Annotated in this window: 26 protein-coding genes; 12 read left to right on the plus strand and 14 right to left on the minus strand. The window is 64.4% G+C overall.

The window, feature by feature from the left end; translation table 11 throughout:
- Positions 1–81: 81 nt before the first annotated feature.
- On the minus strand, positions 82–423 hold the full coding sequence (locus AB3X94_RS28685; protein ID WP_217709839.1) for a UxaA family hydrolase: 342 nt from the start codon (positions 421–423) through the stop codon (positions 82–84).
- A gap of 268 nt (positions 424–691) precedes the next feature.
- Between AB3X94_RS28685 and AB3X94_RS28690 the strand changes: the two genes are divergently transcribed.
- A complete protein-coding gene (locus tag AB3X94_RS28690) occupies positions 692–1,450 on the plus strand; it encodes a GntR family transcriptional regulator (RefSeq protein ID WP_368613355.1) in 759 nt (252 codons plus the stop codon).
- A 115-nt stretch (positions 1,451–1,565) separates the two neighbouring features.
- Complete coding sequence (locus AB3X94_RS28695) at positions 1,566–3,044, plus strand: diguanylate cyclase (protein ID WP_368613356.1); 1,479 nt, start codon at positions 1,566–1,568, stop codon at positions 3,042–3,044.
- A gap of 57 nt (positions 3,045–3,101) precedes the next feature.
- Here the strand turns inward: AB3X94_RS28695 and AB3X94_RS28700 are convergent, their stop codons facing one another.
- The 3 genes from AB3X94_RS28700 to AB3X94_RS28710 all read right to left on the minus strand — a co-directional run bounded on the left by AB3X94_RS28700 (position 3,102) and on the right by AB3X94_RS28710 (position 5,577).
- Positions 3,102–3,404, minus strand: a complete 303-nt coding sequence (locus AB3X94_RS28700) for a putative quinol monooxygenase (protein ID WP_176384599.1) — start codon at positions 3,402–3,404, stop codon at positions 3,102–3,104.
- A 104-nt stretch (positions 3,405–3,508) separates the two neighbouring features.
- Positions 3,509–4,909, minus strand: coding sequence for a heavy metal sensor histidine kinase (locus tag AB3X94_RS28705; RefSeq protein WP_368613357.1), 1,401 nt, complete (start codon positions 4,907–4,909; stop codon positions 3,509–3,511).
- Positions 4,906–5,577, minus strand: coding sequence for a heavy metal response regulator transcription factor (locus AB3X94_RS28710; protein ID WP_368613358.1), 672 nt, complete (start codon positions 5,575–5,577; stop codon positions 4,906–4,908). The genes AB3X94_RS28705 and AB3X94_RS28710 overlap by 4 nt, the downstream gene beginning before the upstream one ends.
- 247 nt (positions 5,578–5,824) lie before the next feature.
- Between AB3X94_RS28710 and AB3X94_RS28715 the strand changes: the two genes are divergently transcribed.
- Genes AB3X94_RS28715 through AB3X94_RS28725 form a run of 3 tightly spaced genes read left to right on the plus strand, consistent with a single transcriptional unit; the run spans position 5,825 to position 7,950 of the window.
- Positions 5,825–6,454 (plus strand): DUF5666 domain-containing protein, encoded by a 630-nt coding sequence (locus AB3X94_RS28715; protein ID WP_176105745.1) that lies wholly within the window; start codon positions 5,825–5,827, stop codon positions 6,452–6,454.
- Between the two features lie 42 nt (positions 6,455–6,496).
- A complete protein-coding gene (locus AB3X94_RS28720; RefSeq protein ID WP_368613359.1) occupies positions 6,497–7,147 on the plus strand; it encodes a cytochrome b/b6 domain-containing protein in 651 nt (216 codons plus the stop codon).
- Positions 7,144–7,950 (plus strand): molybdopterin-dependent oxidoreductase, encoded by an 807-nt coding sequence (locus tag AB3X94_RS28725; protein ID WP_368613360.1) that lies wholly within the window; start codon positions 7,144–7,146, stop codon positions 7,948–7,950. The genes AB3X94_RS28720 and AB3X94_RS28725 overlap by 4 nt, the downstream gene beginning before the upstream one ends.
- Here the strand turns inward: AB3X94_RS28725 and AB3X94_RS28730 are convergent.
- Positions 7,947–8,915 (minus strand): AraC family transcriptional regulator, encoded by a 969-nt coding sequence (locus AB3X94_RS28730; protein ID WP_176105742.1) that lies wholly within the window; start codon positions 8,913–8,915, stop codon positions 7,947–7,949. The two genes, AB3X94_RS28725 and AB3X94_RS28730, sit on opposite strands and share 4 nt — an antisense overlap.
- A gap of 337 nt (positions 8,916–9,252) precedes the next feature.
- Between AB3X94_RS28730 and AB3X94_RS28735 the strand changes: the two genes are divergently transcribed.
- From AB3X94_RS28735 to AB3X94_RS28745, 3 genes are all read left to right on the plus strand, one after another.
- Positions 9,253–10,305: an NAD(P)-dependent alcohol dehydrogenase gene (locus AB3X94_RS28735; protein ID WP_368613406.1), complete on the plus strand. Its 1,053-nt coding sequence runs from the start codon at positions 9,253–9,255 to the stop codon at positions 10,303–10,305.
- A gap of 468 nt (positions 10,306–10,773) precedes the next feature.
- Positions 10,774–11,052, plus strand: coding sequence for a hypothetical protein (locus tag AB3X94_RS28740; RefSeq protein WP_368613361.1), 279 nt, complete (start codon positions 10,774–10,776; stop codon positions 11,050–11,052).
- Complete coding sequence (locus AB3X94_RS28745; protein WP_026228225.1) at positions 11,049–12,005, plus strand: LysR family transcriptional regulator; 957 nt, start codon at positions 11,049–11,051, stop codon at positions 12,003–12,005. The genes AB3X94_RS28740 and AB3X94_RS28745 overlap by 4 nt, the downstream gene beginning before the upstream one ends.
- Positions 12,006–12,038: 33 nt before the next feature.
- Here AB3X94_RS28745 and AB3X94_RS28750 read toward each other — a convergent pair whose 3' ends face one another.
- From AB3X94_RS28750 to AB3X94_RS28775, 6 genes are all read right to left on the minus strand, one after another.
- The gene (locus AB3X94_RS28750; RefSeq protein ID WP_368613362.1) at positions 12,039–13,184 is read right to left on the minus strand and encodes a nucleoside hydrolase; all 1,146 of its coding nucleotides are present in this window, start codon (positions 13,182–13,184) and stop codon (positions 12,039–12,041) included.
- A gap of 169 nt (positions 13,185–13,353) precedes the next feature.
- Entirely contained in the window at positions 13,354–14,835 is a 1,482-nt protein-coding gene (gene zwf, locus AB3X94_RS28755) for a glucose-6-phosphate dehydrogenase (RefSeq protein ID WP_176105739.1), read from the minus strand.
- A gap of 234 nt (positions 14,836–15,069) precedes the next feature.
- Entirely contained in the window at positions 15,070–16,002 is a 933-nt protein-coding gene (gene lhpI / locus AB3X94_RS28760) for a bifunctional Delta(1)-pyrroline-2-carboxylate/Delta(1)-piperideine-2-carboxylate reductase (protein WP_176105738.1), read from the minus strand.
- Between the two features lie 83 nt (positions 16,003–16,085).
- Positions 16,086–16,370, minus strand: coding sequence for a hypothetical protein (locus AB3X94_RS28765; RefSeq protein ID WP_368613363.1), 285 nt, complete (start codon positions 16,368–16,370; stop codon positions 16,086–16,088).
- Between the two features lie 89 nt (positions 16,371–16,459).
- Complete coding sequence (locus tag AB3X94_RS28770) at positions 16,460–17,092, minus strand: C39 family peptidase (RefSeq protein WP_368613364.1); 633 nt, start codon at positions 17,090–17,092, stop codon at positions 16,460–16,462.
- A 52-nt stretch (positions 17,093–17,144) separates the two neighbouring features.
- Positions 17,145–18,485 carry an NAD(P)/FAD-dependent oxidoreductase gene (locus AB3X94_RS28775; protein ID WP_368613365.1) on the minus strand — a complete coding sequence of 447 codons (1,341 nt, stop codon included), beginning with the start codon at positions 18,483–18,485 and terminating at the stop codon, positions 17,145–17,147.
- Between the two features lie 231 nt (positions 18,486–18,716).
- Between AB3X94_RS28775 and AB3X94_RS28780 the strand changes: the two genes are divergently transcribed.
- From AB3X94_RS28780 to AB3X94_RS28790, 3 genes are all read left to right on the plus strand, one after another.
- A complete protein-coding gene (locus AB3X94_RS28780) occupies positions 18,717–18,971 on the plus strand; it encodes a helix-turn-helix domain-containing protein (protein WP_018433135.1) in 255 nt (84 codons plus the stop codon).
- Between the two features lies 1 nt (position 18,972).
- Positions 18,973–20,313, plus strand: a complete 1,341-nt coding sequence (locus AB3X94_RS28785; RefSeq protein ID WP_368613366.1) for a type II toxin-antitoxin system HipA family toxin — start codon at positions 18,973–18,975, stop codon at positions 20,311–20,313.
- 312 nt (positions 20,314–20,625) lie between these two features.
- The gene (locus AB3X94_RS28790) at positions 20,626–21,480 is read left to right on the plus strand and encodes a helix-turn-helix domain-containing protein (protein WP_176105733.1); all 855 of its coding nucleotides are present in this window, start codon (positions 20,626–20,628) and stop codon (positions 21,478–21,480) included.
- 40 nt (positions 21,481–21,520) lie between these two features.
- On the opposite strand, the gene AB3X94_RS28795 is transcribed toward AB3X94_RS28790, so the two are convergent.
- Positions 21,521–23,368, minus strand: coding sequence for a hybrid sensor histidine kinase/response regulator (locus tag AB3X94_RS28795; RefSeq protein WP_368613367.1), 1,848 nt, complete (start codon positions 23,366–23,368; stop codon positions 21,521–21,523).
- The gene (locus tag AB3X94_RS28800; protein WP_176105731.1) at positions 23,338–23,907 is read right to left on the minus strand and encodes a molybdopterin-dependent oxidoreductase; all 570 of its coding nucleotides are present in this window, start codon (positions 23,905–23,907) and stop codon (positions 23,338–23,340) included. The genes AB3X94_RS28795 and AB3X94_RS28800 overlap by 31 nt, the downstream gene beginning before the upstream one ends.
- A gap of 181 nt (positions 23,908–24,088) precedes the next feature.
- Here AB3X94_RS28800 and AB3X94_RS28805 point away from each other — a divergent pair, with 181 nt between their 5' ends.
- Positions 24,089–25,036, plus strand: coding sequence for a phosphoribosyltransferase (locus tag AB3X94_RS28805; RefSeq protein WP_176105730.1), 948 nt, complete (start codon positions 24,089–24,091; stop codon positions 25,034–25,036).
- Positions 25,037–25,053: 17 nt separating this feature from the next.
- Here AB3X94_RS28805 and AB3X94_RS28810 read toward each other — a convergent pair whose 3' ends face one another.
- Positions 25,054–26,721, minus strand: coding sequence for an ATP-binding domain-containing protein (locus tag AB3X94_RS28810; protein WP_368613368.1), 1,668 nt, complete (start codon positions 26,719–26,721; stop codon positions 25,054–25,056).
- Positions 26,722–26,935 lie beyond the last annotated feature (214 nt).

The raw sequence follows: 26,935 nt of genomic DNA on the forward strand, positions 1-26,935 counted from the left end.
TCTCGTTCGGGTTGCCAGTGAGGGGCGGCCCGATGCCGCGAAGCGGGATGCGGCAAAACAGGCAGCAATTGCGCGCGTTGCTTACCAGCGCTTCGTCTTGATGTTGTGCACGTGCGCGTGCTCGCCGGCCTTGATCGGCGCGACCACCTTGCCGATGTCGACGCCGTACTTGAACACCGTGTCGCCGACGGCCATGTCCTTCAGCGCGACCTTGTGACCGATCGGAATGTCCTGCTTCGCCGGCACGGTGACGATTGCGTCGTCGTCCATGATCCATGCGTTGAGCTGCATGCCCGCCTTGATGCCCTCGACCACCGCCACGCCGACCGTGTCTTTCGCCTCGTGCAGCACAATGTGGATCGTTCTGCGTGGCGCCGACGCGCCCGCTGCGGTGTCGTTGATGTCTGCCGTGGGATTGCTCATGAGCGTCTCCATTCGTAGTTTGAATGCGGTGAGGGTGCCGCCGGGGCAGCGCAGTCAGGTGCGCCGCGGTGAATCGATACTAGGCGTCCACTTACTCAATGTCAACTAGGTCATATATATGTGTTAGAGGACTGAATGAAGACCCATGCCGCTGTCGCGAATCGCCGACAACATACGATTCATCCAGATGTATTAGATGACCTGGTCGTTTAGAATCAGGCCAGGTTCAACGCAGGCGAGCTACGACTCGCGTATCCCAGAGGTTTTCATGAGCACGCTCGCGATCAACGCGCCCGCAGTGGGCGCCACACGGTACAAGGAGGTCAAGAGCGCGATTCTCGCGGCGCTCGCGGCCGGCGAATGGAAAGGCGGCGAATGCATTCCTTCGGAAAAGCGCCTTGCCGAACGCTTCGGCGTGTCGATCGGCACGCTGCGCAAAGCCATCGACGAACTGTGCGCCGAGAACATTCTGATCCGTCATCAGGGGCTCGGCACCTTCGTGGCGATGCATCAGCGCGACCGGCACTTCTTCCGCTTCTTTCGCATCGTGCGGCGCGACGGCGACAAGGCCTACCCGGTCGTCACGCTGATCGGGTTCAAGAAGGCGCGAGCGTCGCGCGAGGCGGTCGCCGCGCTCGGTATCGAGACCGGCGCGCGCGTGCTGCAGTTCGTCAACGGGCTCGCGCTGCACGGCAAGACCGTGCTGATCGAACATATCACCGTGCCCGAAGCGCTGTTTCCCGGCTTGACCGAAAGCAAGCTGCGCAACCGGCCGAACACGCTGTACAACTTCTATCAGGACGGTTTCGGCATCAACGTGGTCGAGACCGATGAGCGTGTGAGCGTTGCGCTCGCCAATGAGCTCGAAAGCGCGCAGCTTGGCGTCGATGTCGGCGCGCCGCTGCTCGAGATTCGGCGCATCGCGTACTCGTATCACCGCAGCGCGGTGGAACTGCGCATTTCGCGGCTCAATACCGAGGAGTACGAGTACATCGGCACGCGCGCGGCGCGCGACGATCAGAAATAGCGGACCACCGTCACTCGCCAGGGCCATCTGCGCAAAAACGACAGGCCAATCGTCTTTCATTTTCGGCCGGCGCCAACCTGTCTAAAATAGCCGCACTTCCGAATCCGAGAACCTAATGCTGGATACCCTCACGGGCGGCGCCGCGCCCATCAACGACGACTCCGGAATGTTCGAACTCGCGCCGGTGTCGCTGTGGCTCGAAGATTTCAGCGGCGTGCGCGCGTTGTTCGATGAATGGCGAGCCGCGGGCGTGACCGATCTGCGCGCCCATTTCGCCGCAGACCCGCGCCGCGTTGCGGAATGCGCTCACCGCATCCGCGTGATCAAGGTCAATCGGCAGACGCTCACGCAATTCGAGGCCGCCGATTTCGACACGCTGACGAGCAACCTCGCGTCGGTGTTCCGTGACGACATGCTGAAAACGCACCTCGAGGAGCTGTGCCAGCTCTGGGCCGGACAATCGAACTTCACGAGCCACACGGTCAACTACACGCTCGGCGGACGGCGGCTCGACGTGCTGCTCAAGGGTGCGGTGCTGCCCGGTCACGAGCAACGCTGGGACCGCGTGCTGGTGTCGACCGAAGACATCACCGAGCTCGAAGGCGCGCGGCGCCGTGTCGCGGAAGCGGAAGAATACGCGCGCGGGCTCTTCGAACATTCGCCGGTATCGCTGTGGGTCGAAGATTTCAGCGCGGTCAAACGCCTGCTCGACGGCGCGCGCGCGGCCGGCATCAACGATTTCCGGGTGTTTACCGACGTCCATCCCGAGTTCGTCGAACGCTGCATGGCGGAAATCCATGTGCTCGACGTCAACCACCACACGCTGGGTATGTTCGGCGCGAAGGACAAGAAGACGCTGCTGGCGCGCCTCGCCGACGTGTTCCGCGACGAGATGCGCCCGCATTTCCGCGAGCAGCTGATCGACCTGTGGGACAACAAGCTGTTCCAGCAGCGCGAGGTGCTCAACTATTCACTCGACGGCAACGAGGTTCACGTACACCTGCAATTCTCGGTGCTGCCCGGCCACGAGCGGGACTGGGATCTCGTGCTCGTCGCGCTGACCGATATCACCGCGCGCAAGAAGGCCGAGGCCTACCTGGAATTCCTCGGCAAGCACGACGTGCTGACCAAGCTGCGCAACCGCTCGTTCTACGTCGACGAACTGAACCGGCTGGAACGCAAGGGACCGTGGCCCGTCACGATCATCATGGCCGACCTGAACGGCCTGAAGCGGGTGAACGATCAGCTCGGCCACGCGGCCGGCGACGCGCTGCTGCGGCGGGCTGGCGAAGTGCTCGCGAAGGCGATGGAGTCGCCGTTCCACGCGGCGCGGATCGGCGGCGACGAGTTCGCGATCCTGATGCCCGATACCGACGAGCGCGGTGGCGCGGCGATGATCGACGCGATTCGCCAGCTGGTCGAGATGAACAACCAGTTCTATCCGGGCTCGCCGCTGAGCTTCTCGATGGGCGCGGCGACCTGCCAGCGCGGCGATCGGCTGGAAGCGGGCGTGCAGCGCGCCGATCTGCTGATGTATGAGGAAAAGCGCGCGCACTACGACGCGCAGGCGGGCGTGGACGCGCCGGCGAAGTAACGGCCGAGGGCGTCAGGCGTTCGCCACGCCGGCGCAACGCTCGACGCTCGAGCTCACTCAGCCCGGCAGCTTGGCTGCCAGCACATCCAGCCTGACGATGCTCGGCGGCGACGCGAACAGCTCGGCCGCCTTCTCCATCAACGCGGCCGCGACCTTGCCGTTCAGATGCGCGTCGCGGCCGGCTTCGTCGTCGAACGCATCGAAAATGGCGTAGATCGACGGACCGAGTTTCAGACCGAACCACGCTGCGGTGGCCGGTTCCTGCTCGACGAGCGGCAGGCCGCCGAGCAGAAACGCCTCGACTTCCTTTTCCTTGCCGGGCTTGGCTTCCAGACGGACATACAAAGCGAGCTTGACCATGATGCGACTCCTGGTGAGGTCGGCAGCGAACGATCCTTTCAAAGCGCTTTGAAAAGTATAGGCGGCGGCGTCTGACGCGGCGCCGGACCTACGCCGCGAACAAGTCACGCGCCCGGAAAGCGCAGCTCGAAACGCACCACGCCCGGCAGCGGACACACCACGCGCGCGCTGCCGCCATGCAGATGCATGATCGCCTTCACGATCGCGAGCCCGAGTCCGTTCGATTCCGTGAACGCGCTGCGCGCCGCGTCGCCGCGATAGAAGCGATCGAACAGCCGGTCGAGTTGCGCGGCCGGAATCGGCTCGCCCTCGTTCTCGACCGTCACCAGCGCGCCCGCCTGGTCTTGCTCGCCGCGCAGGCGCACGATCGTGCCGCCCGCGCCGTAACGCACCGCATTGACGACCAGATTGTTGATCGCGCGGCGGCACAGCATCGGATTGGCCGACGCGATGCCTGCCGCGTCGACTTCGAAACGCATGCCGCGTTCGTCGGCCAGGCCTTCGAAATAGTCGGCGATTCTGACGAGCTCGCCACGCAGATCGACCGGCTGCCGCTCGATCGACAACGCCGCATGATCCGCATGCGCGAGAAACAGAATGTTCTCCGCGATATGGCTCAGGCGATTCAGCTCCTCCAGATTCGATTCGAGCAGTTGCTGATACTCGTCGGGTTCGCGCGGCTGCGCGAGCGCCACCTGGGTCTGGCCGACCAGCGCGCCGACTGGTGTGCGAATCTCGTGTGCGAGATCGGCGGAAAACTGCTGCAGGCGTTGATACCCGTCGGCGAGACGATCGAGCATCGCGTTGAACGCGTGCGTGAGTTGACGCAGTTCCACCGGCGCCGCTTGATCGTCGAGCCGCACCGTCAGATTCGTCGGGCTGATTTGCGCGGCGCGGGTGGCGATCTCGCGCACCGGTCGCAGCGCGCGGCGCAGCACGCAGTAAGCGAGCAGCGTCGCAGCCAGCATGCCGCTCAGCGTCGCCAGCACGATGCGGTTGCGGTACTCGGCCAGCATGCGCATTTCGTGTGTCATCGGATGGCCGGCGATCACCTCGACTTCGGTGCCATCCTCGCGCGCTGTCGCGGTCGCGATCGCCCAATGCACCGGCACGCCGTCGGGAAGGTGCGTCCGACGGACGTCGATGGCGCGCGGCGGATCACCTGCCGGGGCGAGCGGCAAATCAGGCACCGCGAGCCCGCCCGGATTCACGTCGACGAACGGCGCTTCGCCCGGCCGCCGGAAGATCAGCACGTCCTCCTCCGCGCCGAGCATCGTCTCGAACAGCAGCGGACGCTTCTTCAATTCGCTGACCGAGTAAAGGTCGTGCACGATGCGGCTGAAATGCTCGACGCGGCCGCTCAGCACGACATCGGCGCGGCGTTGCAGCGCGACTTCGGCGGAATGATAGAAATACGCGCCGAGCGAACCGATCACCGCGCAGGCGATCAGCGCGAACAGCAACGTGGTGCGCGCGATCAGCGAGCGTTCGGTCCAGAGTCTCATGCGCCGTCGCCGAACGCGTAGCCGATGCTGCGCACCGTGTGAATCAGCTTCTTCTCGAACGGGTGATCGACCTTCGCGCGCAGGCGCTTGATCGCCACGTCGACCACGTTGGTGTCGCTATCGAAATTCATGTCCCACACTTCCGACGCGATCTGCGAACGCGACAGCGCTTCGCCCTCGCGGCGCACCAGTAGATGCAGCAGCATGAACTCCTTGTTGGTCAGCGGAATGTCGACGCCCTCGCGCGTGACCCGGCGGCGCAATACGTCGAGCTTCAAGTCGGCGACTTCGAACACGTCGCTTTCGCGGATCACCCCACGGCGCAACAGCGTGCGAATGCGCAGCACCAACTCGGTAAACGAGAACGGCTTGACCAGATAGTCGTCGGCGCCGAGTTCCAGACCGCGAATGCGGTCGCTGACCTGATCGCGCGCGGTCAGGAAAATCACCCGCAAATCGCGTCGCGCGCGCAATGCCCGCATGATTTCCCAACCATCGATGCCGGGCAGCATCACGTCGAGCACCACGAGTTCGTAGTCGTGCCCGAGCGCCAGGTGAAGGCCGTCCGTGCCGGTGCGCGCGAGGTCTACCGCGTAGCCATTCTCGCGCAAGCCCTTCTTCAGATAGTCGCCGGTTTTCGGATCGTCTTCGATAACCAGAATGCTCATGATGCTCGCCGCTCCTGCGCACGATTCGACCCGCAAGGCCGCGCTCGCGCGCGCAATAAACGCCTGACGGGAGCGCTCGAAAAAACCTGCGACGCTCCCCCGGCGGCCATTCTACGTGGCCGCCGTCGGCCATTGATGACGTTTTTGTCATCCTCCCGTCACCTTGATGAGCCGATGTGGCGGCTAGTCTGACAGCACCATCCACCACGCTGCATCCCTTTCCTGGAGTTGCCTGATGAAGACCCGCATGAACACTGTCCGCGCACGCACGCTGCGCGCCCTCGCCGTCCCCGCACTCGCCGCCGCACTGTTCGCGACGACGTTCGGGGCTTCGGCCCAGACTGCCGTGCCGACCGGCGTGCGCGGCACGGTCACGTCGCTGTCGGGCGATCTGCTCAAAGTCCACACGCGCGACGGCCAGGACGTCGACGTGAAGCTCGCCGCCGACACGCCGATTCGCGGCGTCACGCTCGCGAACGTCACCGACATCAAGCCGGACAGCTATGTCGGCACCGCCGCGATTCCGCAGTCCGACGGCACGCTGAAAGCGCTCGAAGTGCACGTGTTCCCGCCGAGCATGCGCGGCTCGGGCGAAGGTCATCGACCGTGGGATCTCGGCGCGAACAGCACGATGACGAACGGCACGGTCGGCTCGCTGGTGGTCAGCAACGGCCGCACGATCACCGTCAAGTATAAGGACGGCGAGAAGAAGATCGTGATTCCGCAGGACGTGCCCATCGTCAGTCTGGAGCCTGGCAGCCGCGCGCTGCTGACGCCCGGCGCGAAGGTCGTGCTGTTTGCGCACAAGGAGGCGGACGGCTCGATGGCGGCGAATTTCATTTCGGCCGGTGAGCATGGCGTGACGCCGCCGATGTAACGCGGCACTTCGTTCGTCTTCCTCCTCTCGTCTTTGAAGCCAATGCCCGACTCGCAAGCAGCTCTGATCGTTCATCCTCTCTTCGTTCGCGTGACGCACTGGATCAACGCGTTCGCGATGGTCTGCATGGTGATGAGCGGATGGGCAATCTATAACGCGTCGCCGATCTTTCCGTTCCGGTTTCCCGTATGGGCGACGGTCGGCGGATGGCTCGGCGGCTCGATCGCATGGCACTTCGCGGCGATGTGGCTGCTGTGCGTGAACGGGCTGCTGTATTTCGCGTACGGCGTCGCGAGCGGCCATTTGCGTCGCAAGCTGCTGCCGGTGCGTGCCCGCGACGTGGCGCGCGATGCGGCGCTCGCGTTGCGCTTCAGACTGCCGCACGAGACCGGCCGGTACAACGCCGTGCAGCGCGCGCTGTATCTGCTGGTGCTGCTGCTCGGGGTGCTGCTCGTCGCATCGGGACTGTCGATCTGGAAGCCGGTGCAGTTCTCGTGGCTGACCGCGCTGTTCGGCGGCTTCGATTTTGCGCGGCGCGTGCATTTCGTCGCGATGGCCGGCGTGGTCGGCTTCGTCGTCGTGCATCTGCTGCTGGTGCTGCTGGTGCCGCGCACGTTGCCGCCGATGTTCACTGGACGCGCCCGGCACCGCACGCATCGGATCGATCAAGCCCTTCGGAGGACTCGCGCATGAGCGCCCCGCAACGAACCGACACGGCGAACGATACGCACGCCAATACAGACGGCGCGCGCCGCTCACGCATCGTGCTTGCCGAGCACCGGCCGCAAATCGAGCAATTGCAACGCCGCTTATTTCTGCGCTCCTCGCTTTCGATTGGCGCGCTCGCGATGCTGTCCGGCTGCAACCTGCAGGACAACGATTCAGTGGACAAAGTGCTGTGGGCGATGTCGCGCTGGAACGATCGCGTGCAGGCGTGGCTCTTCAATCGCAACAAGCTAGCGCCGACCTATGCCGCGCGCGATATCACCGATCCTTTTCCGTTCAACGCGTTCTATCCCGAGTTCGATGCACCCGATATCGACGGCTCGAGCTTTCGGCTCGAAGTGTCGGGGCTCGTCGCGGACAAGCGCAGCTGGAGTCTCGAGCAGCTGCGCAAATTGCCGCAGGTTTCGCAGATCACGCGCCACGTGTGCATCGAGGGATGGAGCGCGATCGGACAATGGAGCGGTGTGCCGTTTCGCACGTTTCTCGAACTGATCGGCGCCGATCTGAGCGCGCGCTACGTGGGCTTCAAATGCGCGGACCGCTATTACTCGAGCCTCGACATGGCGACCGCGCTGCATCCGCAAACACAATTGACGCTCGCTTTCCGCAACGCGCCGCTGCCGGCCAAATACGGTTATCCGCTGAAGCTGCGCGTGCCGACCAAGCTCGGCTTCAAGAACCCGAAGCATATCGCCGCGATCTTCGTCACCGACACGAACCCCGGCGGCTATTGGGAAGATCAGGGCTACAACTGGTTCAGCGGACTTTAGACCGCGGTCACGTAACGCGGCACCGGCTTGTGCGCGCGCGGCAGCGGCGCATCGTGAGCGGCGCGCATGCGCTTGACCTCGTCGACGGGACTCAGGCCGAATAGCCGCTTGAACTCACGGCTGAACTGCGACGCGCTTTCGTACCCGACCCGCGCGGCGGCCGCGCCGGCATTCAAGCCATCCTGCACCATCATCAGACGCGCGTGATGCAGACGCGTGGTCTTCACGTACTGCATCGGCGACGTCGCGGTCACCGCCTTGAACTGCGCGTGAAACACCGCGAGGCTCATGCCGGCCTCGGCCGCGAGCGTATCGACATCGAGCGAGCCGTGGTAGTCCGCATGAATGCGCCGCAGCGCCTTGGCGATGCGGCCAAAGTGATTCTGGTGCGTGAGCGCCGCGCGAATCGCGCCGCCCTGCTCGCCGGTCAACACGCGATAACAGATTTCCCGCACGATGCCAGGGGCGAGGATGCGCGCATCGAGCGGCGATGCGAGTGCTTCCATCAGACGCTTCACTGCGCCGCTCAGCGCGGGATCGAGCGGGGTCGAGTAGATGCCGGCCGGTTCGTGCTGCGCGATACCCTGGGTCTCGTTGAGCGCCATCAGCAACTCGGCGACCATCGTCAGATCGACGCGCACGGAAATGCCGAGAAAAGGCTCCTGTTCGCTTGCTTCGGTCTCGCATTCGAACGGCAACGGCACCGACAACACCAGGTACTGCTGCGCGTCGTACTGGAACACCTGATCGCCGATAAAGCCGCGCTTGCGTCCCTGGCAGACGATCACGATACTCGGCTCGTACATCACCGGCCTGCGCGCCATCGGCTGATTCGCGCGCAGCAGGTCGACGCCTTCGAGGCTCGAACGCGTAATGCCGGCATTCGGCGCGAGCAGATTGAACAGTTCGAGCACGCGGCGCTGCGCCGCATCGTTCGTAACGGAATCGAGAGCTTGAGTGGACATGACGATATGGTGACAGCCAGGAGAATAATGCCTGGAATTTAGCACCAAACAGTGTATCGCGCTGCTCCTCCAGAGTTTTAGGCAAACCTTCAAGACAATCAGGTATTCCCCGGTGGGTGTCGGACTCCTAAGATGGGAACCCTGCCGGATCGCCCTTTTCGCCGCGCGCAGCGTGCGCGGTAATTGGCCACCATCAGTCTGCTGGACGCTGATGTTGGCCACCTATGCACGCTCCCCGACTCCGGTTCATGCTGCGGCCCGCCGCATCCGCAACCCAGTGTTGCGCATCGCCGGCGCGTCGCATGTTGCGCCATTACCCTCTTTGCTGGAGCTACCCATGAGCACGACGTATGCCTATGCAGCGACCGACGCCACCACGCCGCTCGCCCCATTTGAATTCCAGCGCCGCGCACCGCGCGCCCATGACGTGCAGATGGAAGTGCTGTACTGCGGCGTGTGCCATTCCGACCTGCATCAGGCGCGCAACGAATGGAAGAACACCATCTACCCGGTTGTGCCGGGCCACGAAATCGTGGGCCGCGTGACTGCGGTCGGTCCGAACGTAACGAAGTACAAGGTCGGAGAACTGGTCGCGGTCGGCTGTCTGGTCGATTCGTGCCGCACCTGTTCGAGCTGCGCGGAAGGTCTCGAGCAGTATTGCGAGAACGGCTGGGTGGGCACGTACAACGGTGTCGATCGCGTCGACGGACAGATCACGTACGGTGGCTATTCGACGCAACTGGTCGTCGACGAAGCTTTCACGCTGCGCGTGCCGCAGAATCTCGACCCCGCGGGTGTCGCGCCGCTGCTGTGCGCGGGCATCACCACGTATTCGCCGCTGCGCACGTGGGGCGTGGGCCCGGGCAAGAAGGTCGGGATTGTCGGCCTCGGCGGACTCGGCCATATGGGTGTGAAGCTGGCTCGGGCGATGGGCGCGCATGTCGTGCTGTTTACGACGTCGCCGTCGAAGATCGAGGATGCGAAGCGGCTTGGCGCGCATGAAGTTGTTGTTTCGAAGAATCCGCAGGAGATGGAAGCGCATGTGAATAGCTTCGATTTCATTCTCAATACGGTGGCTGCACAGCATGATCTCAATCCGTTTTTGAATCTGCTGAAGCGCGATGCGACGATGACCTTGGTTGGTGCGCCGGAGCACGATCATCCGTCGCCGCAGGTGTTCAATCTGATCTTCAAGCGGCGGCGCCTTGCTGGTTCGCTGATTGGCGGTATTGCGGAAACGCAGGAAATGCTCGATTTCTGCGGGGACCATGGCATTACTTCGGATATTGAAATGATTCCGATGCAGAAGATCAATGAGGCTTATGAGCGGATTCTCAAGAGCGATGTGAAGTACAGGTTTGTGATTGATATGGATTCGTTGCGGAAGTAAGAGCTGCTTGTTTGCCGCGCAGCGGGTGGCTTTTTTTGCGCCCGCGGCGCGGGGTTCTGTTTTGTTGTTGTGTTTTTTTGCCTTCGCTCTTTTTTTCTGTGTTCTTAGGGTGTTGGCCTTTCCTTGATTTGTTGTCGGTCTATCAGCGTTGCCCCTGTGCGGGGCGGCACCTACTTTCTTTGCTGCTGCAAAGAAAGTAGGCAAAGAAGACAGCTCAAACCGCAAGCTCATAAGCGGGTTCCTCGGTCTGCCTGAGCTAGTGGTGCATCTGGAATCTGTCACCTCGCACATTCCGCGTTAGTGACAAGGCTGTCATACCTCCGGCGGCGCTGCGCTCGCCGAAGCACTGTTCTCAAACCATCGGTTGTTTTGGCTTGTCGCCGAGCGCAGCCGATGGCCCCACTAACACAAAAAAACACACTAGTTTCCCCTGTATACCGGTCCGCGATGCACGTAGTGCGGAGTGGGATGGATGACGGCTTTGTCACTGCCGGCGAATGTGCGGGGGCACGGATTCCAGATGCACCACTGCCGCTTGTGGGGCACGGTGCCCGCTTAAGAAAGCGGTTTGATCTGTCTTCTTTGCCTACTTTCTTTGCAGCAGCAAAGAAAGTAGGTGCCGCCCCGCACAGGGGCAACGCTAATAGACCGACAACAAATCAAGGAAAGGCCAACACCGCAAAGAACAAAGACAAACCACCCGCCGCAGGCAAAAAAAGAGAAACCTCATTTGGAGCATCCCAGTGATCGACAGAATAACTGCAATGCGCACATTCATCCGAATCGTGGACACCAACAGCTTCACCCGCGCAGCGGAATCCCTGAACATTCCCCGCGCAACGGCGACGACGATCGTGCAGAACCTGGAAGCCCTGCTCGGCACAGCGCTCCTGGTCCGCACCACGCGCCGCCTGAGCATCACACCAGAAGGCGCCGCCTATTACGAACGCTGCGCGCAAATACTGGCCGACATCGACGAAATGGAAGCCAGCATCCGCAACTCGACCGACAACCTGACCGGCCGCCTGCGCATAGAAATGCCGAGCGCAGTAGCAAGCGCAATCGTGCTTCCATCGCTAGACGAGTTCCACGCCCTCTACCCGAACCTCGATCTCGCGATCGGCGTCAGCAACCGCACCGTCGATATGGTTTCCGAAGCAATCGACTGCAGCATCCAGCTCGGTGAATTGCCCGATTCCAATCTCGTCGCGCGCCAACTCGGCACGCTCGATCAGGTCACCTGCGCGAGTCCAGCCTATCTGGCCCGCCACGGCACGCCAGCCGATCTCGACGAGCTGCGCGCGCACGTCGCGGTCAACTGCGTGTCGCCGCATAGCGGCCGCGAATGCGACTTCGATTTCGAAGTGGACGGCGAAGCGCGCAAGGTCAAGCTCAACGGCTTCGTGCAGGTCAGCGACGAACAGGCGTACCTCACCTGCGGACTGCAAGGCCTCGGCATGATCCAGCCCGCGCGCATCGCCGCACAGCCTTACCTCGACTCGGGCTTGCTGCATGAAGTGCTGCCGCAATGGAAACCCGTGCCGATGCCGGTCTCGGTCGCGTACGTGAAAAACCGCCGCGTGTCGCCGCGCGTGCGCGCGTTCGTCGATTGGCTCGCGGAGCTGTTCGAGAAGGCCGGCCACGTCGAGCAGGATCTGTCGCGCGTGCGTCAGTTGCTGCGCGGCCTGCATCCCGCATGAAGCGGGTGCGGGCGCGCGGCGCTCGCGCGTTGATTAGTCCATCGGCCGCACCGGCACGGGCCTCGTCAACAGATCGACATAGAAATTGAAAAACGCCGGATTATCAAATCGTTTGACGACCGTCATCTTCTGCAAACCCGGCGGCGGCGAACTCGCGTAGCCCGTTGCCTTGCCATCGTTGGCGCCGATGCCCGTATCCACATCCACCCACTCTTCGACGGTCTGCGTCGCGAACGACGGATGCATCAGATACGCGAGCGTCAGCGTGTCCCAAATGTTCGTCGTGTAGTTCGGATTGGTCTCGAAGCCGTTCTTGCCGTCGTAGCCGTAACCGTTCAGCGTCCTGAACAGTTGCGTGATGATGGTCTGCTTCGCCGGATCGTGTGCAATGCGGTCGTAAAGCGCCTTGTCCATTTGCACGGTATTCGTTACGTCGAGCGGAATCACCGTCTGTCTGATCGGCAGATGCAGCACTGTTTTCGCCGCTTCGGGATCGAACCACCAGTTGAACTCGGCAGTGGGCGTGGTATTGCCCGGCACGTCGATCGCGCCGCCCATGTAGATGATCTGCTTGATCAGCGGCACGATTTCGGGGTGCTCGCGGGTGGCCAACGCGATGTTGGTCAGCGGGCCGATTGCGAGGATCGTCACCTCGCCCGGATAGCGCTTCACCGATTCGACGATGAAGTCGATCGCGCTCTGGCTTCGCACCTTGGTGTGCGTCGCGAAGCCATCCGGCGGCGCGACGAGCTCGCTTGCCGATTTCGGCTCGGGCTTGCTCCATGCGCCAATGTAACCGTCCCCGCCGGGGAATTCTTTCAGTTCCCGCTGGATCGTCGTGAAGTCGTGCGACAGCGCGTAATTCGCGCCCGCATACACGCCGATCTGTTGTTCGACGCCGAGCCGCTCGACCGATTTCAACGCATCGGCAACACCCTGCTTGAGCCACTGATTGCCGGACACCACGGTAATGCCGAGCACTTTCAGCGAACCCTGCGCCTGCAATTGCGCGGCCATCACGCCGAGTTGCCCGTCGTCGCCGAGCGTGTTGTAGTCGCTGTCGATGATCACCTTCGGCGGATCGCTTCGGGCATTGACACCGGTGCTGGCGTAAGCCGTGAGATCGAGTGTGATTGCCACGCTTGCCGCCCAGATCAATGCCACGAGAATTCGCCTCATCGATGCCTCCTTTGAAATGCCGCTGAGTGACGCGGACAAGGAAACCATCATAGGCGCAAGCCATGTGAATGACGAACAATCAACGCACAACGACAGCGCAAGCAAAAGCGGCTCGCGACGCCACTGCAACGTCGCGAGCCGCCTCGAATTGCGCGCCGTCAAAGGCGCATTACTGCGATTCCTCCGCCCACACGGCGTTCTCCCGCGTCATCAGCGAGGTCGATGCCGCCGGTCCGAACGTGCCCGCCGAATACGAGCGCGGCCGCTCGCCCGACTTCGCCCAGCCGTCGAGAATCGGCTCGGCCCACGCCCATGCCGCTTCGAGTTCGTCGCGGCGCATGAAGTGTGTCAGCCGTCCGCGGATCACGTCGATCAGCAGCCGCTCATAGGCTTCCGCGCGACGCTCGGTGAACGCCTGCTGCAGGTCCAGGTTCAGGTTCACCGGCAGCATATGCATGCCGCTGCCGGGTTCTTTCGCGAGCACCTGCAGCTGGATCGACTCTTCCGGCTGCAACTGGATCACCAGCCGGTTGCCGTAGGTGCGTCCATTGCTCGGAATGATCGAGAACGGCAGCTCGGAGAATTCGATGACGATCTCCGACAGCTTCTTCTGCATCCGCTTGCCGGTGCGCAGGAAGAACGGCACGTTGGCCCAGCGCCAGTTGTTGATCCGCGCGCGCAATGCGACGAAGGTTTCGGCGCGGCTGCCCGCCGGCACGTTTTCTTCTTCGAGGTAGCCCTTGACCGCCTCGCCATCGACGGCGCCCGCCGTGTACTGGCCGCGCACGGTGTCGCGGGCGATGTCCTCGGGTGTCATCGGCCGCAGCGAGCGCAGCACCTTCAGCTTTTCGTCGCGCACCGCGTCGGGATCGAGCGACACTGGCGGCTCCATCGCGACGATGCACAGCAGTTGCAGCAGGTGGTTCTGCACCATGTCGCGCAGCGCGCCGGTCTTGTCGTAGAACCCCGCGCGAGTGCCCACGCCGACCGTTTCGGCCACCGTGATCTGCACGCTCTTGATGTACGGCGCCTGCCACAGCGGCCCGAAAATCGGATTGCCGAAGCGCAGCACCATCAGGTTCTGCACGGTTTCCTTGCCGAGGTAGTGGTCGATCCGGTAGATCTGCGATTCTTCGAAATGCTTGCCGACCGCGTTGTTGATCTCCTGCGCGGACGCGAGATCGTGGCCAAGCGGCTTTTCGAGCACCACGCGCGAATGGGCGTCGACAAGCCCGGCCGCCGACAGGTTGTCGCAGATATTGGTGAACAGATCCGGCGACGTCGCCAGGTAGAACACGCGGTTCACGCCGTCGCGCGATGCTTCTTTCAGGCGTTGGTAGTCCTCGGGCGAATCGACGTCCATCCGCACGTATTCGAAAATCGCGAGAAATTTGTCCCACGCGGATGCATCGAACGCCTTCTTGTCGATGAAGGGCTTAGCCTTCTGCTCCATGAATTCGCTGATGTATTCCTCGCGCGACCAGGGCTTGCGCCCGATCGTCAGAATGCGGGTGTCCGGCGGCAGGTTGCAGTGCAGATGCGCCATGTACAGCGCGGGCAGCAGCTTGCGGAACGACAGGTCGCCGGTGCCGCCGAAGATGATCATGTCGAGCGGCAGGTCGGGTGTGGCAGGAGCTTGTTGGGTCGTCATGGCACGGTCGCAGCGTCTAGGGGGAAGGCGTCGATCAGGAATCGGCGGCGGGCGGACGGGCTATCGCTCACGTCCGGTATGGCGCTTTTTCCGGCAAACTTCTATGGTGCAACGTTTTGAGATAGTTTGCACGGCAACATCTGCCGCAGGTTAGCGCAAGTTGCCAAGCTTGCGCGCCACGCGGTTGTTTTTTCGGGATATTTTGCGCGATTTTGGCGGGTGGCCCGCCGACGGTCAGCCGCGCGCCAGCGCGTCTCGCGCGACCCGGCACGCGGCCAGATCCCACGCCGCGCAGCCGACGCTCTTGAACACCACCGGTCCCGCCGGCACCGGCTGCGTCTTACCGAGCACCGCGGCGATCCCGCCCACCCGCGCCCAGTCGACGCCCGCCTGGATGAAATCGCCGGCCTCGTGCTTCGCGCCGGCCTCGTCGTCGACGAACAGCGCGCTGCCCGCGATCGTCGTCGCGCCGATCTCGACCATCTGCGGCGTGAAAGCGCCGACACCGATCACGAGCCGCTCGGCGCGCGCCGTCTCGTCGTAGACCGGCTGTTTGCTCGTGGTCAACGCGATCACGATCTCGACCGAAGCCGGAATTGTCGCGCCGGTTTCCGCGAGCGGCCGCAACTCACGCACCTTGCCGCGCTGCGCCGCGCAGAACGCTTCGGCGCGCGCGGGCGCGCTGCCCTTGACCCACACGCACGCGTCGGGAAACAGTTCGCCGATCGCTTCCAGATGATTGAGCGCCTGCGTGCCGGTGCCGATCAGCAGGAATTCGCGCGGCGTGCGCGCGGCGAACGTCGCGATGCCGAGCATCGACATCGCCGCGGTCCGACGGCCCGTCACGGTCGGACCGTCGAGGACGAACAGCGTCTCACCGGTATCGGCATCGAAGGCCATCACCTGGCCGTGGATCGTCGGCAGATGGCGTGCGCCGTTGCTCGCGCACACGTTGACGAGCTTGTGGATCGCCAGATCGGGCGCGGTGGCGGGCATCGACAACATGATGCCGCCGGCGTTCAGCGGCACGACGAGCCGTTCGGGGCTCACGATGCGTCGTTGCGCGTAGTCGATGCTTGCGCGCCGCAATGCGTCGACAAGCGCCGCATAAGGCATCAGCCGCGCGGTGGCGGCGGCGTCGAAGATCTGCGTGGTCGGGCGGGTCATGGGCGGGACGGTCCAATGCTGGATGGAGTGGGCACGGCGTCACCGTAACCGAGCGCAAGAAAATTGACTAGTCGTGTGGGCGGCTACTTCCCGCCGTTACCGTCGCGATTCTGGTCGCCGTTCTTGCCGTTGCCGTTGCCGTTACCGTTGCCGGTGCCGAACATCGCCCGACACGCCGGGCTCAGTTCGTCGAGGTGCCGCTTCATGCAGGCGATGATCTTCGCCCGGTGCGGAATCTCCGCGGCGCAGAAATGGAACGCATCATGACGGCACGCATGGGCCTGTTCTTCGCGGGTCGCGGCCTGCGCGGCGCCGGCAGCGTCGAGCACGACGAGGCTGGCGGCAAGCAGGCGGAAGGCTCGATTCATGGGAGCTCCGATAGGTCGCACGTCGAAGATGCTGCCTCAGCAGGAAGCAGACCCGAATCGCGAAGGCCGCGTCATGCCCAGCGCGCCAGCTAGCTCGTGCTGCGGCCGAGCGTCATCCCCCGCCCCGCATAGAAACGCGACATCGTCGCGAACCGCAGGTACACGTCGGACTGATGCGGCGCGACACCCGACGGGTTATGGAACCACACGCCGTCGCGATCCCGGCCGTGCAGCAGGATCAGATGACCGCCCCGCTGCAGGTTCGGCCGCTCCGGATAGCGGATCTCGGGGCTCACCGACACGATCGCGAGCGTATCGGCGTCGAGCCGCGCCGCGATCTCCTCGAGCGACGCCTGCGGCAGCACGTCGACATCGAGGCCGAAGGCCGGGCCCGCCCAGTCGGCGAACGGCCGGTAGATCAGCCCGTCGACACCGCCATCGTCGCGCAGCCGATACACGCCGTGCCGCAACGCGTCGTCGAGCAATGCGGCGCGTGGCGGGTGATCGATGCCCCAGTAGTCGAGCGCCGACTCCAGGCACGTCAGCCCGCACAGGCGTTGCGCCCAGAAACGATAGCGCTCGGGGTCGGCGAAACCGCTGCGCTGCCAGTGTGGATCGTCGCACGGATCGCGCTGCTGTTCGACGATGTCGCGCACCCACTCGGGGCTGCCCCATTGCGTGTAGTACGGGACGTCGGCGTGACGGAGAACGGGTTCGGTCATCGGTGGTATCGGTCGGGTTGAGTGGTATCGGGTCGGGTCGCGTTGCGCGCGGTTACAGCATGCTGCGCGGCCGCTTCATCGTGCCGTCGAAAAAACGCTGCAAACGGAACGCCGACAGATCGAGCGACGCGTTGCCGCCATCGTTGAGTTCCGCGAGCAGCTTGCCGACGATCGGCCCCATCGCGAACCCATGTCCGCAAAAACCGGTCGCGATCGTCAGGCCAGCGACCTGCGGCGGCGCATCGATCACAGGAATTCCATCGGGCAACACGTCGATCAGCCCGGCCCACGCCTCGACCACCTGGGCGTCGCGCAACGCCGGAAACAGCGCGCGCAGCTTGTTCAGCGCGCGCGGCGCGTGGCTCGGGTTAGGCTGCGGATGCGGGTCGCGCGGATAAAGCACACGTTCGGCGTCGGGCACGCCGCCCGGCAGACGCTCGCGCAGATCGCGCAGACAGGCGCCGTTCAGATGGAAGCTGAACTTCTCGCGCTGCGTCCACAGTTCTGGCAAAAACCACTTGAGCGCGCGGAAATGGCCGAGTGTCATGTCGACGTCGACCTGCATGTCGTCGGCGAGGTTGATCGCGCCGTTCGCGCGCTGCCGGATGCCGAGGCCGTGCCCCCAGAACGTCGACGCCGTGATCGGCGGCAGCGGATTGGTACGCATGCAGGTACCGCGCACCGCCTGCTGAGGCAGTTCGAGACCGAGCGTCCTGAGGAGCCGCCAACTGCTCGCGCCGGCCGCGCAGATCAAACGCGAGGTACGAATCGTGCCGCGCTCCGTGACCACGCCGGCGATCGCGCCACCCGCGCGTTCGACGCCGACCACGCCGCAGCCCTCGAAAAATAGCGCGCCGGCTTCGGCCGCGCGCGCCGCGAACGCCGCGGCCGCACGGCGCGGTTCGGCCTGACCGTCGCTTGGCGTGTATAGGCCGCCGAGCGCGGGCCCCTGCATGCCGGTGACGACGGCGTCGATCTGCCCGCGGTCGAGCGTGCGAGTGTCGAGGCCATGCTGACGCGCGACCTCGAGCCATTGCTGGAACGAGGTCCAGTCTTCGTCATTGGTCGCGACATACAGGCAACCGCCCTGGCGCCATTCGAGATCGAAATTCAGCTCACGCTCGAGTTCTTTCCACAATGGAATGCACGCCATCATCAGCGGCACCTCGGCGGCTTCGCGACCCTGCTGGCGCACGAAGCCCCACGCGCGCGATGACTGCTGCCCGGCGATCCGCGACTTGTCGAGCACCACCGCCGACAGGCCGCGCCGCGCCAGGTAATAAGCGGCCGCGCAGCCCATGATGCCGGCACCCGCGATCACGACGTCGGCGCGGCTGGGAAACTGTTGATCGGCGGGCGTGAAGGTCGAGTGCAGCGGGTAAGTCGTGGTCATTGGTTGGGCGGGTTGGAGACGTGGGCGTCATCTTCGCAGTGGCGGCCATTGTCCGCAATGCCGCGTGAGTTCGGCACCGCTGCTGGTCGCGGCCAGGACGACGCGCGGGCTCCTGCCGGATTCCGCGATTATCCGTCACACGGATATCCGTCGCTTATCTGTCATGCAAATATTTGACAAATATTCGTGTAACGCATAAATTGCGTTTATTCGTCTCGCAAATAATCCGCCATGCTCCATCTGATCACCACGTCGGACCAGCTCGCGCAGTTGCTGGCGGCCAGCCGCCGCCAGGCCGGCTTCACGCAGACCGAGGCGGCCGCGCGCGTCGGCGTGAGCCAAAGCCGCATTTCCGCGCTCGAAACCGATGCGAGCGGGCTCACGCTTACGCAGCTGCTCGCGCTGTGCGGCGCCTACGGCCTGCAACTGCAGTTGCGCGACAAAAATCAGCCGAGCGCCGAGCCGGCACCGAACGTCGAGTGGTGAGATGGCCCGGCAAACCGCCTCGAAGGCATTGTCGGTCTGGGCCAACGGCGAGCGCGTCGGCGTCTGGCGCCTGCCCGCGCGTGGTCCGATGGAGTTCGCCTACGACGCCGCCTGGATCGCGTCGCCGGCGGGTCGTCCGTTGTCGCTGTCGCTGCCGTTCACGCCCGGCAACATGACGCACAAAGGGCCGCGGGTGCTCAACTACTTCGACAACCTGCTGCCCGACAGCGACGCTATCCGCAAACGCATCGCGCAGCGCTACCGGACCGAAACGCTCGACGCGTTCGACCTGCTGCGGGCCATCGGCCGCGACTGCGTCGGCGCGGTCCAGCTGCTCGGCGAAGACGACGCGCCGGTCGGGGTTCAGCGCATCGAAGGCACGCCGCTCTCCGACGACGACATCGAGGCGCTGCTCGCGCAAACGGTCGGCAAACCGACGCTCGGCGCGCCCGACGAACCCGACGACTTCCGCATCTCGCTCGCCGGCGCGCAGGAGAAAACCGCGCTGCTGTGGCACGACGGCCAATGGCAGCGGCCGCACGGCGCGACGCCGACCACGCATATCTTCAAGCTGCCGCTGGGGCTAGTCGGCAACCGGCTCGCCGATCTGAGCACGTCGGTCGAAAACGAGTGGCTGTGCATGCGGATTCTGCGCGAGTTCGGCCTGCCGGTCGCGAACACCGAGGTGCTCAGCTTCGGCCAGCAGCGCGTGCTCGCCGTCGAACGCTTCGACCGGCAGATGCATTCGAGCGGCAGCTGGCTATTGCGTTTGCCGCAGGAAGATTTCTGCCAGGTGTACGGCGTGCCGTCGCATCGCAAGTACGAGAACGAGGGCGGCCCCGGCGTGCTCGACCTCGCGCGGATCCTGCAGCAGTCGGTCGATGCGCGGCAGGACCTCGATACCTTGCTCGCGAGCCAGATCCTGTTCTGGATGCTGGCCGCGCCGGACGGCCACGCGAAGAACTTCAGCATCCGTCTGCTCGCGGGTGGCCAGTACCGTCTGACGCCGCTTTACGACGTGATGTCGATCTGGCCGGTCGAAGGCAACGGCCCGAACCAATGGTCTTGGTACCAGGCGCGGCTTGCGATGGGTCTGTGGTCGCGCAGCAAGCACGATGCGTTTCGCGACGTGCAGCGGCGTCATTTCAACGCGATGGCGTTGAAGTGTTCGTACGGCGCCGACGCCGAGCCGCTGATCCAGCGTCTGATCGAGCAGACGCCCGGCGTGATCGAACGGGTGTCGGCGGCGTTGCCCGAGCGCTTTCCGGGCAAGGTCGCCGAGCGGATTTTCAAGGGACTTCAAAACTCGGCGGCCCGGCTCGACACGATGCCGGCGAGTTGAACGCTTTGCGGCCAGAAGCCGGAACCGTTGGCTTGCGCACAACTCATTCGTGGATTCCCTACGGTTTCGTCATCGTTTCACCGGTAGAATGCTTTTTGATGCTCAATGCATCAAAAGTCACCCGCGCGACGGCTGCGTCGCTTGCATTAGCGGCCTCGGCGACGGTCTGACAAAATCATAAACAGTGAATTTTTTTACGGTACATTTGCTGTCCCCGCGTGGCCGATTCATGCGCATTGCATGCGCAAGGTCGGCTTGCGCCTGTCGACCGCGTACCACCTGTACCTTTTAACTCGCGGATTTTCACGCAGTATGGCCAACGAAACACACTCACCGGACTCCATCGCGGTTGCCGAGCGCGTGCGCGAGTTGATGAGCCGGCATGGAATCGGCAAGCGCCAGCAAACCACGGAGCTATGCCGCATCCTCGATCTGAGTTTTTCCCAGGGGCACCGCAAACTGCGCGGCAATAGTCCATGGACGCTGTCGCAGATCAAGAAAGTCGCCGAGGTGTTCGACGAACCGGCGGCGCAGCTGTTCGGCGCGCAGTCGCTCGATCCGGGCGTGGTCGGCGCGATCGCCCAGGAGGCGGTGTTCTGCATCGGCGCGACCGAAATCGCCTGTACCGCGTGGGTCGGCGCCGCGCTCGAACCGGGTAGCCGTCCGGAGTTCGTCGCCTATTCGCGGCTCGGTCAATGGCGTGTCTCGCGACATGATGGCGCGCTGTATCAGAGCGCCTATGAAGTCCACAAGATCGAGATCTATCCACGCCGCGCCGAAACCGACAAGCCTTCCATCGCGGTCGTCGACGACGATTGCGCGAGCGCCGATAACCTGCGCGACTATCTGGAGCGCAGCGGCTTCGCGGCGGTCGCGATCTATGGGCTCGCGGCCTTCAGCGAGCAGTTGCAAACGCAGGTGTTCGACGGCGTGATCATCGACTGGCTGTTCGGCTCGCAAACTTCTGCGGCCGCGATTCGCGCGGTGCGCGCGTCGGAGAACCCGGACGCGCCGATCTTCGTGCTGACCGGCGAGCTGCTGACCGGCAAGGCCAGCGAATCGGAGATCAGCGAGGTGATCCGCGATTACGACGTCGCGTGCTACGAAAAGCCCGCGCGCATGGCGATCCTCGTCGCCGATCTGTCGAAGCGGCTGAATCGCCCCTGATCCGCTGGCGCCGATGCGCGCCCCGGGCGCGGCGCCGCCCTCACGCCTGATGCCGCGCCGCCAGCGCGCGCTGCAGCGCGTGCTTCAGATCCTCGTAATGGACCGGCTTTAACAGCGCCTCGAACACCGACGGCGCGCCAGTCACCCCACCTTCATCATCCCGCACGACCTCCGGCGCGTACGCGCTGACCACGATCACCGGCACGCCCGCCGACGGTCCACCGCGCACCGCGAAGTCCTCGAGAAACGTGTAGCCGTCGCGCCCCGGCATATGCAGATCGAGCAGCACCACTTCGCACCGGTGTGTATCGAGCCACGCGAGCGCGTCGTTGGCGTTGCCGAGTGCGAGCGAGTCGTAGCCCATGTGCGCGACCATTTCGCTGAGTGACTCGCGGATCAGGCTGTTATCGTCGATGATCAGCACGCACGGTTGCGCGCCGTCCGGCTCGGCTTGCGCCGCGACGTCGGCCGGCTCGACGGTGGCGACCGGCACGACCGGAATCGTCACCGTGAAGCGGGTGCCCTCGCCGACCGTGCTCGCGACATCCACCGTGCCGCCGAACAGCTTGACGAGCCCTTGCACGATCGTCAGCCCCATGCCGGCGCCTTCGAAACGGCGCGAGCGCTTCGCATCGAGCTGAGTGAACTCCTCGAAGATCAGCGGGATCTGCTCGGACGGCACGCCTGGTCCCGTATCGCTGACGACGAAAACCAGCAGCGCCGGCTGCTGGCGCAGCTCGACGCGCACCGTGCCGGTCTCGGTGTAGCGGATCGCGTTGGTGACGAGGTTGTTGACGATCTGCCGGATGCGGTGCGGGTCCGACTCGACGAGCCCGCTCGCGCCGCTCGCCTCGCTTTCGAGCTTGAGGCCGCGCGCCTTGGCGGACATCGTGTGTTCATCGACGATCGACGCCAGCAGCTCGCGCGGCTCGAAATGCTGGTGCCGCAGTTCGAGCTTGCCGGCGCCGAGGCGCGCGTAGTCGGTCAGGTCCTTCATCTGCGCTTCGAGATGGCGCGCCGCGGTTTCGAGCCGCTGGATCACCTTGCGGTCGGCCTCCGTGTGATAGTGGAAGCCGAGCAGTTCCACCGACGACACGATCGCATGCAACGGCGTGCGCAGCTCATGGCTGATCATGCCGAGAAACGCATCTTTCGCGAGGCTCGCCTCGCGCGCCGCGCGGCTTGCCTGATGCTCGGCTTCCAGCGCCGCGCGCTGCTGGCGCATGAGCCGCGTGCGGCGCCGGCCGTTGAGCACGAGCAGCAGCGTCGCCGCCGCCGACAGCAACAGCAGCACCAGACCACCCGCGAAAAGGAGGCGGCGTTTGTCGATGAAATCGCGGTTCATCGCTTCGCGGTCGGCGACATCGGCGAAACGGCGCGACAGCGCAAGATCGTTGACCTCGCTCCAGTGCTGGCGCAGCTGCGCGTCGATCCGCGCGGCACGGGTGCGGTCGCGCGGCAGTACGTCGATCTCGGGCTGGATGTCGTCGAGCACATTCTCGAGCGTCCTGATTTCGTCGATCTGCCGTTGCAACAGAGCGAGCTGCGCGGAGAGCCGCTGCGTCGAGCCGGCCATCACGCGCAGCTTCGATTGCAGGAGCTGAAAGCGCAGCAGCAACCGCTGATAGTCGTCGTCGGCGCCGGACTGATACAGCAGCAGCTGGTTCTCGAAGCGAGCGTAGGCGATCTGCAGTTGTGCGGCGTCCCAGTAGAAACCGTCGTAGGTGCCGGTCAACTGCTCGGTCGCGCGCGGGTTCAACAGGTTCGCATACAGCAGGTAGCCGATCGCGCCGACGGGCGCGGCGAGCGCCATCAGCCAGATCAGCACGTACATCGCGCGCCGCCACGGACGACGCGCTATTTGACGATGAGGGCCTTGATCTGCCATACGAATTTCGAGTCGCCGACCGCGCCAGTCAGTTCATCCGGAAAAGCGTCGCGCGGATAGATCAGAAACAGCGGCCCGAAGTCGCTGAGTTTCAGGCGCTGGCCGTTCATGCTGTACGCGACGATCACGCCGTAGCGTTCGCAGTCCGCGACCGGCACGGTGTAGGTGTAATCGTCGTACGTGTGAAGCTCGATTTCGCTGCCGCGCGCGCCGACGGCCTTCAGGATGTCGGCGAGCCTGGGACCGGCGAACGTCGAGCGCGGTGTCCAGGTGGTCGAAGTCGTGATCGTATGCACGGGCAGCGCGAGCAGTTGAGCCTCGTCGAAGTGATAGGTGTGATGCGCGGCGTCGTTGGTGTTGCCGATCTTGCCCTCGACGTCGAGCGCCAGCGCCGGCGACTGCCGCACGCCCGGCTGCGCATGCGCGCCATAGACGGTAAGCCCGACGATCAGTCCCGCGAGCCCCGCCAGCCAGCGCATCCGCGAGGGCACACCGGTTTCGCCGGCTGCATTGCGCAGCGTTGCAATCAGGTTGGCCATTTGCTTTTTTTATCCGTTTTAGTTGATTCGCCGGACCGTGGGCGGCGCCACGGTCAGCCGATCTTATGCCAGCGAAGTGTTGCGCCATACCGTGCAGTCAAACGCGTGCCACCCCGACACGCGACCTTTGACCCGCATGCATAATATCGCCAAAATGCGCTGACTCAAAAACCCGATAGTCATGAACAAGCCGGTCTTGCCCCTGACGTACGAACAGCTCGATCACTGGATCGAATCGCTGCAACCGGAGTTGCTCGCCGAGCGTTTCACGATCGCGCTCGGCATTCTGCGCGGTGGCGCGCCGCTCGCGCTGATGGTGTCGCACGCGGTCGGCGCGCCGGTCGCGTTCCTGCGCTACGATCGCCAGACGCGCGCGGTCGCATGGGAGTCGACGCTGCCGATCCCCCCCGCCGGCTCGAAAGTGCTGTTGTGCGAGGACATCGCCGGACGCGGTTTTACGCTCGCCGATTGCATCGCGTTCCTGCAGTCGCACGGGCTCGAAGTCAAAACGCTGACCGCCGCGGTCGATGAACTGAGCCGCGTGCAGCCCGACTACGCGATCGACGCGCGCGGCTACTTCGCCCTCTTTCCATGGGAGCGCCAGGCGTACACCGAGCGCTACCGCGACGACTGGGCACGCGTCGAAGCCGGCGCCGCGCCGGCGATGGCCAACGACCACGAATACGCGGCTTACGCAATCGACCTCGACGGCATCCTGCTGCCCGACGTACCGCTCGCGCGCTACGACGAAGACCTTGCCGGCGCGCTCGCCGAGCGCGACGCGCTGCTGCCGTTCGAGGTGCTGCCCGGCATCGACCTGCAACACGTGCGCACGATCATCACGGGCCGCCCGGAGATGGATCGCGCGCGCACCGAAGCGTGGCTCGCGCGACACGGCTTCGCTCATCTGCAACTGGTGATGCGCGCGCCCGGCCTGCATGACGACAGCCCCTCCGGCGCGGCCGCGCACAAGGCGAGCGCGGCGCTGCGCTCGGGTGTCACTCACTTCGTCGAAAGCGATCCGGTGCAGGCGCTGCTGATCGCGCAGCAGGCGCCCTTGTTGCGCGTGATCTGGTGGGATGCGCTGACGCGCACGGGGATGCTGGTGAGCGCAAGGGCGTGGAGTTGAGCCGAGCTCAGCGTTCTCTACTTGTCCTTCCCCTCGCGCAACTGCAAATGACGCGCGGCTCGCTGCGACGCGACGACGATCAGCTTCATCGTCGCGCGCGTCGCGCCGACGAACAGCTTGCGCGCGACGCGTTCGTCGAACGCGTCGAAGTCGATCTCGGTGAAGATCACGCACGGCGCCGCCTGCCCCTTGAAGCGGTAGATCGATTCGAACAGCACGTCGCCGTCGCGATACTCCGGGTTGCCGAACAGATCGTATTTGCCGGTGAAGCTGCGCAGCCGATGCGGTCCGAGATGATCGAGCGCGCTCATCGCCGAACCGTCCCTGCCGCGGAACGACAGCACCACGATGTCCTGCTTGCGAAAGCCGAGCCCGAGCGCGTGGGTGATCGCGCGCTTGGTCGCGTCGATACTGCTTTCGGCGGCCTGCGCTTCGTCGTAGACCGACACCGAAACGTCTGAGCCGTCGAACGGACTGCCCGACGCGAGCGCCGCGGCAAGCGGCACCGACGAGCCGACCACATCGCGCAAATAGTCGAGAATGTCACGCGGACTGCGGTAATTGGTGGTTTCCTTCAGCGTGGCCCAGCCGGGTAACGACACCGGCTCGCGCATGTACAGATTCTGCAGCGGGTCTTCGAGCCACCACCACGCGCCGCCCGGCCGCAGCAGCCGCTCGAGCGAGGCAATCCACGACTGCTGGAAATCCTGCCCTTCATCGACGATCAGCACGTCGAACTGCCAGCGCGGCTCGATCGGCGTGTCGGCGAATCCGGCCTCCAGTTGATCGAATACCTGCGCGGACTGGAAATCGGGCGCGCGGCCCGCGTCGCGCATGATCCAGTCGCACAGCTGGTGATAGTTCGCGACCTTCGCCTCCGGCGGCGCGACCCGCGCAATGTGATCGGCGAGTGGCCGGTTGAAGCACACGTACAACGGCCGCTCACGGCGCGCGACCGCGTCCTTCATCACCTGCACCGCGAGTTGCGTCTTGCCGGAGCCCGCCGTGCCGACCACGCGCAAACGGAACGGCGTGAATTCGAGCCGCCGGGCCCACGTGGCGAGTCCACCCGACAGGCGCGTGACGAGCGTGCCCGCCTGGCCGACGAGCGCGCTCGTGTCCGGTGCCAGCGCGAGTTCGTCGGCGAGAAAGTGATGGATTTTCGATGCGCTGGGAAGGCGCGGCTCATCGGCCGGCAGCGCTTCGCGAATGATCGCCGCGAGCCGTTCGCGCCGCGTCGCGTCGACGATGCGCGCGGGATTCACACCGGCGATCGCCGCATCCTTGACGATGTGATCGGGACAGTACAGCAGTTCCTCGATGAAATACGTGCCGGCGCCGAACGCCGCGGTAAAACGCCGGTGCAGACTCTCGATCGTATGCGCGAGCGCGATCGCGACGTTGCGCTCGGTCTGCAGATACACCTTGACGAGCCCCTTCGGCGTTTCACGCAGAAAGCCGGTCTTCTGCTCGACGATCATCAGACGCCCGGCAGGACTCACGATCACGAAGTCGGCCTCGCCGAATACCGAAAAGTTCTGGTTCAGGCGAGTCCAATGCACGCCGTGATAGACGGTGTAATCGGCGGGCAGTGCCTGTTCGAGCAGCGCGAGCGTTTCGCGCTCGCGCGCCGCCGCGCCGGTCGCTTCGAGGCTCTTCCAGTCGTCGGGAACAATGCGGGCCATGCGATGCCTTATTGGGTTTGGATGCGTGAGCCTACGCGTGTCGGCTCAGTGCGCAATTCGGGGTGCGGTCATTGTACGCAACGCGGTGGCGGGCGTCGCATCCGCGAGGCTGCGCCGCCTCGCGCGGAGGGCGCCTTTCGGATGCCGCGCAAAGCTTCGCGCATCGTGTATCGTAACTGGCTGAACGCCGCGCGCGAGGCGCGGCTTGCCAACC

The sequence above is a fragment of the Paraburkholderia sp. BR10923 genome (assembly GCF_040948765.1).
Taxonomy (GTDB): Bacteria; Pseudomonadota; Gammaproteobacteria; order Burkholderiales; family Burkholderiaceae; genus Paraburkholderia; species Paraburkholderia youngii.

Excerpts from the sequence above, each read along its gene's own strand:
- AB3X94_RS28810 (WP_368613368.1), bottom strand. The coding sequence starts at position 26,721 with ATGGCCCGCATTGTTCCCGACGACTGGAAGAGCCTCGAAGCGACCGGC.
- AB3X94_RS28720 (WP_368613359.1), top strand. The coding sequence starts at position 6,497 with ATGCCCGACTCGCAAGCAGCTCTGATCGTTCATCCTCTCTTCGTTCGC.
- AB3X94_RS28780 (WP_018433135.1), top strand. The coding sequence starts at position 18,717 with ATGCTCCATCTGATCACCACGTCGGACCAGCTCGCGCAGTTGCTGGCG.
- AB3X94_RS28785 (WP_368613366.1), top strand. The coding sequence starts at position 18,973 with ATGGCCCGGCAAACCGCCTCGAAGGCATTGTCGGTCTGGGCCAACGGC.
- AB3X94_RS28730 (WP_176105742.1), bottom strand. The coding sequence starts at position 8,915 with ATGTCCACTCAAGCTCTCGATTCCGTTACGAACGATGCGGCGCAGCGC.
- AB3X94_RS28740 (WP_368613361.1), top strand. The coding sequence starts at position 10,774 with ATGGATGACGGCTTTGTCACTGCCGGCGAATGTGCGGGGGCACGGATT.
- AB3X94_RS28700 (WP_176384599.1), bottom strand. The coding sequence starts at position 3,404 with ATGGTCAAGCTCGCTTTGTATGTCCGTCTGGAAGCCAAGCCCGGCAAG.
- lhpI (WP_176105738.1), bottom strand. The coding sequence starts at position 16,002 with ATGACCCGCCCGACCACGCAGATCTTCGACGCCGCCGCCACCGCGCGG.
- AB3X94_RS28725 (WP_368613360.1), top strand. The coding sequence starts at position 7,144 with ATGAGCGCCCCGCAACGAACCGACACGGCGAACGATACGCACGCCAAT.
- AB3X94_RS28795 (WP_368613367.1), bottom strand. The coding sequence starts at position 23,368 with ATGGCAGATCAAGGCCCTCATCGTCAAATAGCGCGTCGTCCGTGGCGG.
- zwf (WP_176105739.1), bottom strand. The coding sequence starts at position 14,835 with ATGACGACCCAACAAGCTCCTGCCACACCCGACCTGCCGCTCGACATG.
- AB3X94_RS28735 (WP_368613406.1), top strand. The coding sequence starts at position 9,253 with ATGAGCACGACGTATGCCTATGCAGCGACCGACGCCACCACGCCGCTC.
- AB3X94_RS28775 (WP_368613365.1), bottom strand. The coding sequence starts at position 18,485 with ATGACCACGACTTACCCGCTGCACTCGACCTTCACGCCCGCCGATCAA.
- AB3X94_RS28705 (WP_368613357.1), bottom strand. The coding sequence starts at position 4,909 with ATGAGACTCTGGACCGAACGCTCGCTGATCGCGCGCACCACGTTGCTG.
- AB3X94_RS28800 (WP_176105731.1), bottom strand. The coding sequence starts at position 23,907 with ATGGCCAACCTGATTGCAACGCTGCGCAATGCAGCCGGCGAAACCGGT.
- AB3X94_RS28790 (WP_176105733.1), top strand. The coding sequence starts at position 20,626 with ATGGCCAACGAAACACACTCACCGGACTCCATCGCGGTTGCCGAGCGC.
- AB3X94_RS28715 (WP_176105745.1), top strand. The coding sequence starts at position 5,825 with ATGAACACTGTCCGCGCACGCACGCTGCGCGCCCTCGCCGTCCCCGCA.
- AB3X94_RS28685 (WP_217709839.1), bottom strand. The coding sequence starts at position 423 with ATGAGCAATCCCACGGCAGACATCAACGACACCGCAGCGGGCGCGTCG.
- AB3X94_RS28750 (WP_368613362.1), bottom strand. The coding sequence starts at position 13,184 with ATGAGGCGAATTCTCGTGGCATTGATCTGGGCGGCAAGCGTGGCAATC.
- AB3X94_RS28710 (WP_368613358.1), bottom strand. The coding sequence starts at position 5,577 with ATGAGCATTCTGGTTATCGAAGACGATCCGAAAACCGGCGACTATCTG.
- AB3X94_RS28695 (WP_368613356.1), top strand. The coding sequence starts at position 1,566 with ATGCTGGATACCCTCACGGGCGGCGCCGCGCCCATCAACGACGACTCC.
- AB3X94_RS28690 (WP_368613355.1), top strand. The coding sequence starts at position 692 with ATGAGCACGCTCGCGATCAACGCGCCCGCAGTGGGCGCCACACGGTAC.
- AB3X94_RS28765 (WP_368613363.1), bottom strand. The coding sequence starts at position 16,370 with ATGAATCGAGCCTTCCGCCTGCTTGCCGCCAGCCTCGTCGTGCTCGAC.
- AB3X94_RS28805 (WP_176105730.1), top strand. The coding sequence starts at position 24,089 with ATGAACAAGCCGGTCTTGCCCCTGACGTACGAACAGCTCGATCACTGG.
- AB3X94_RS28770 (WP_368613364.1), bottom strand. The coding sequence starts at position 17,092 with ATGACCGAACCCGTTCTCCGTCACGCCGACGTCCCGTACTACACGCAA.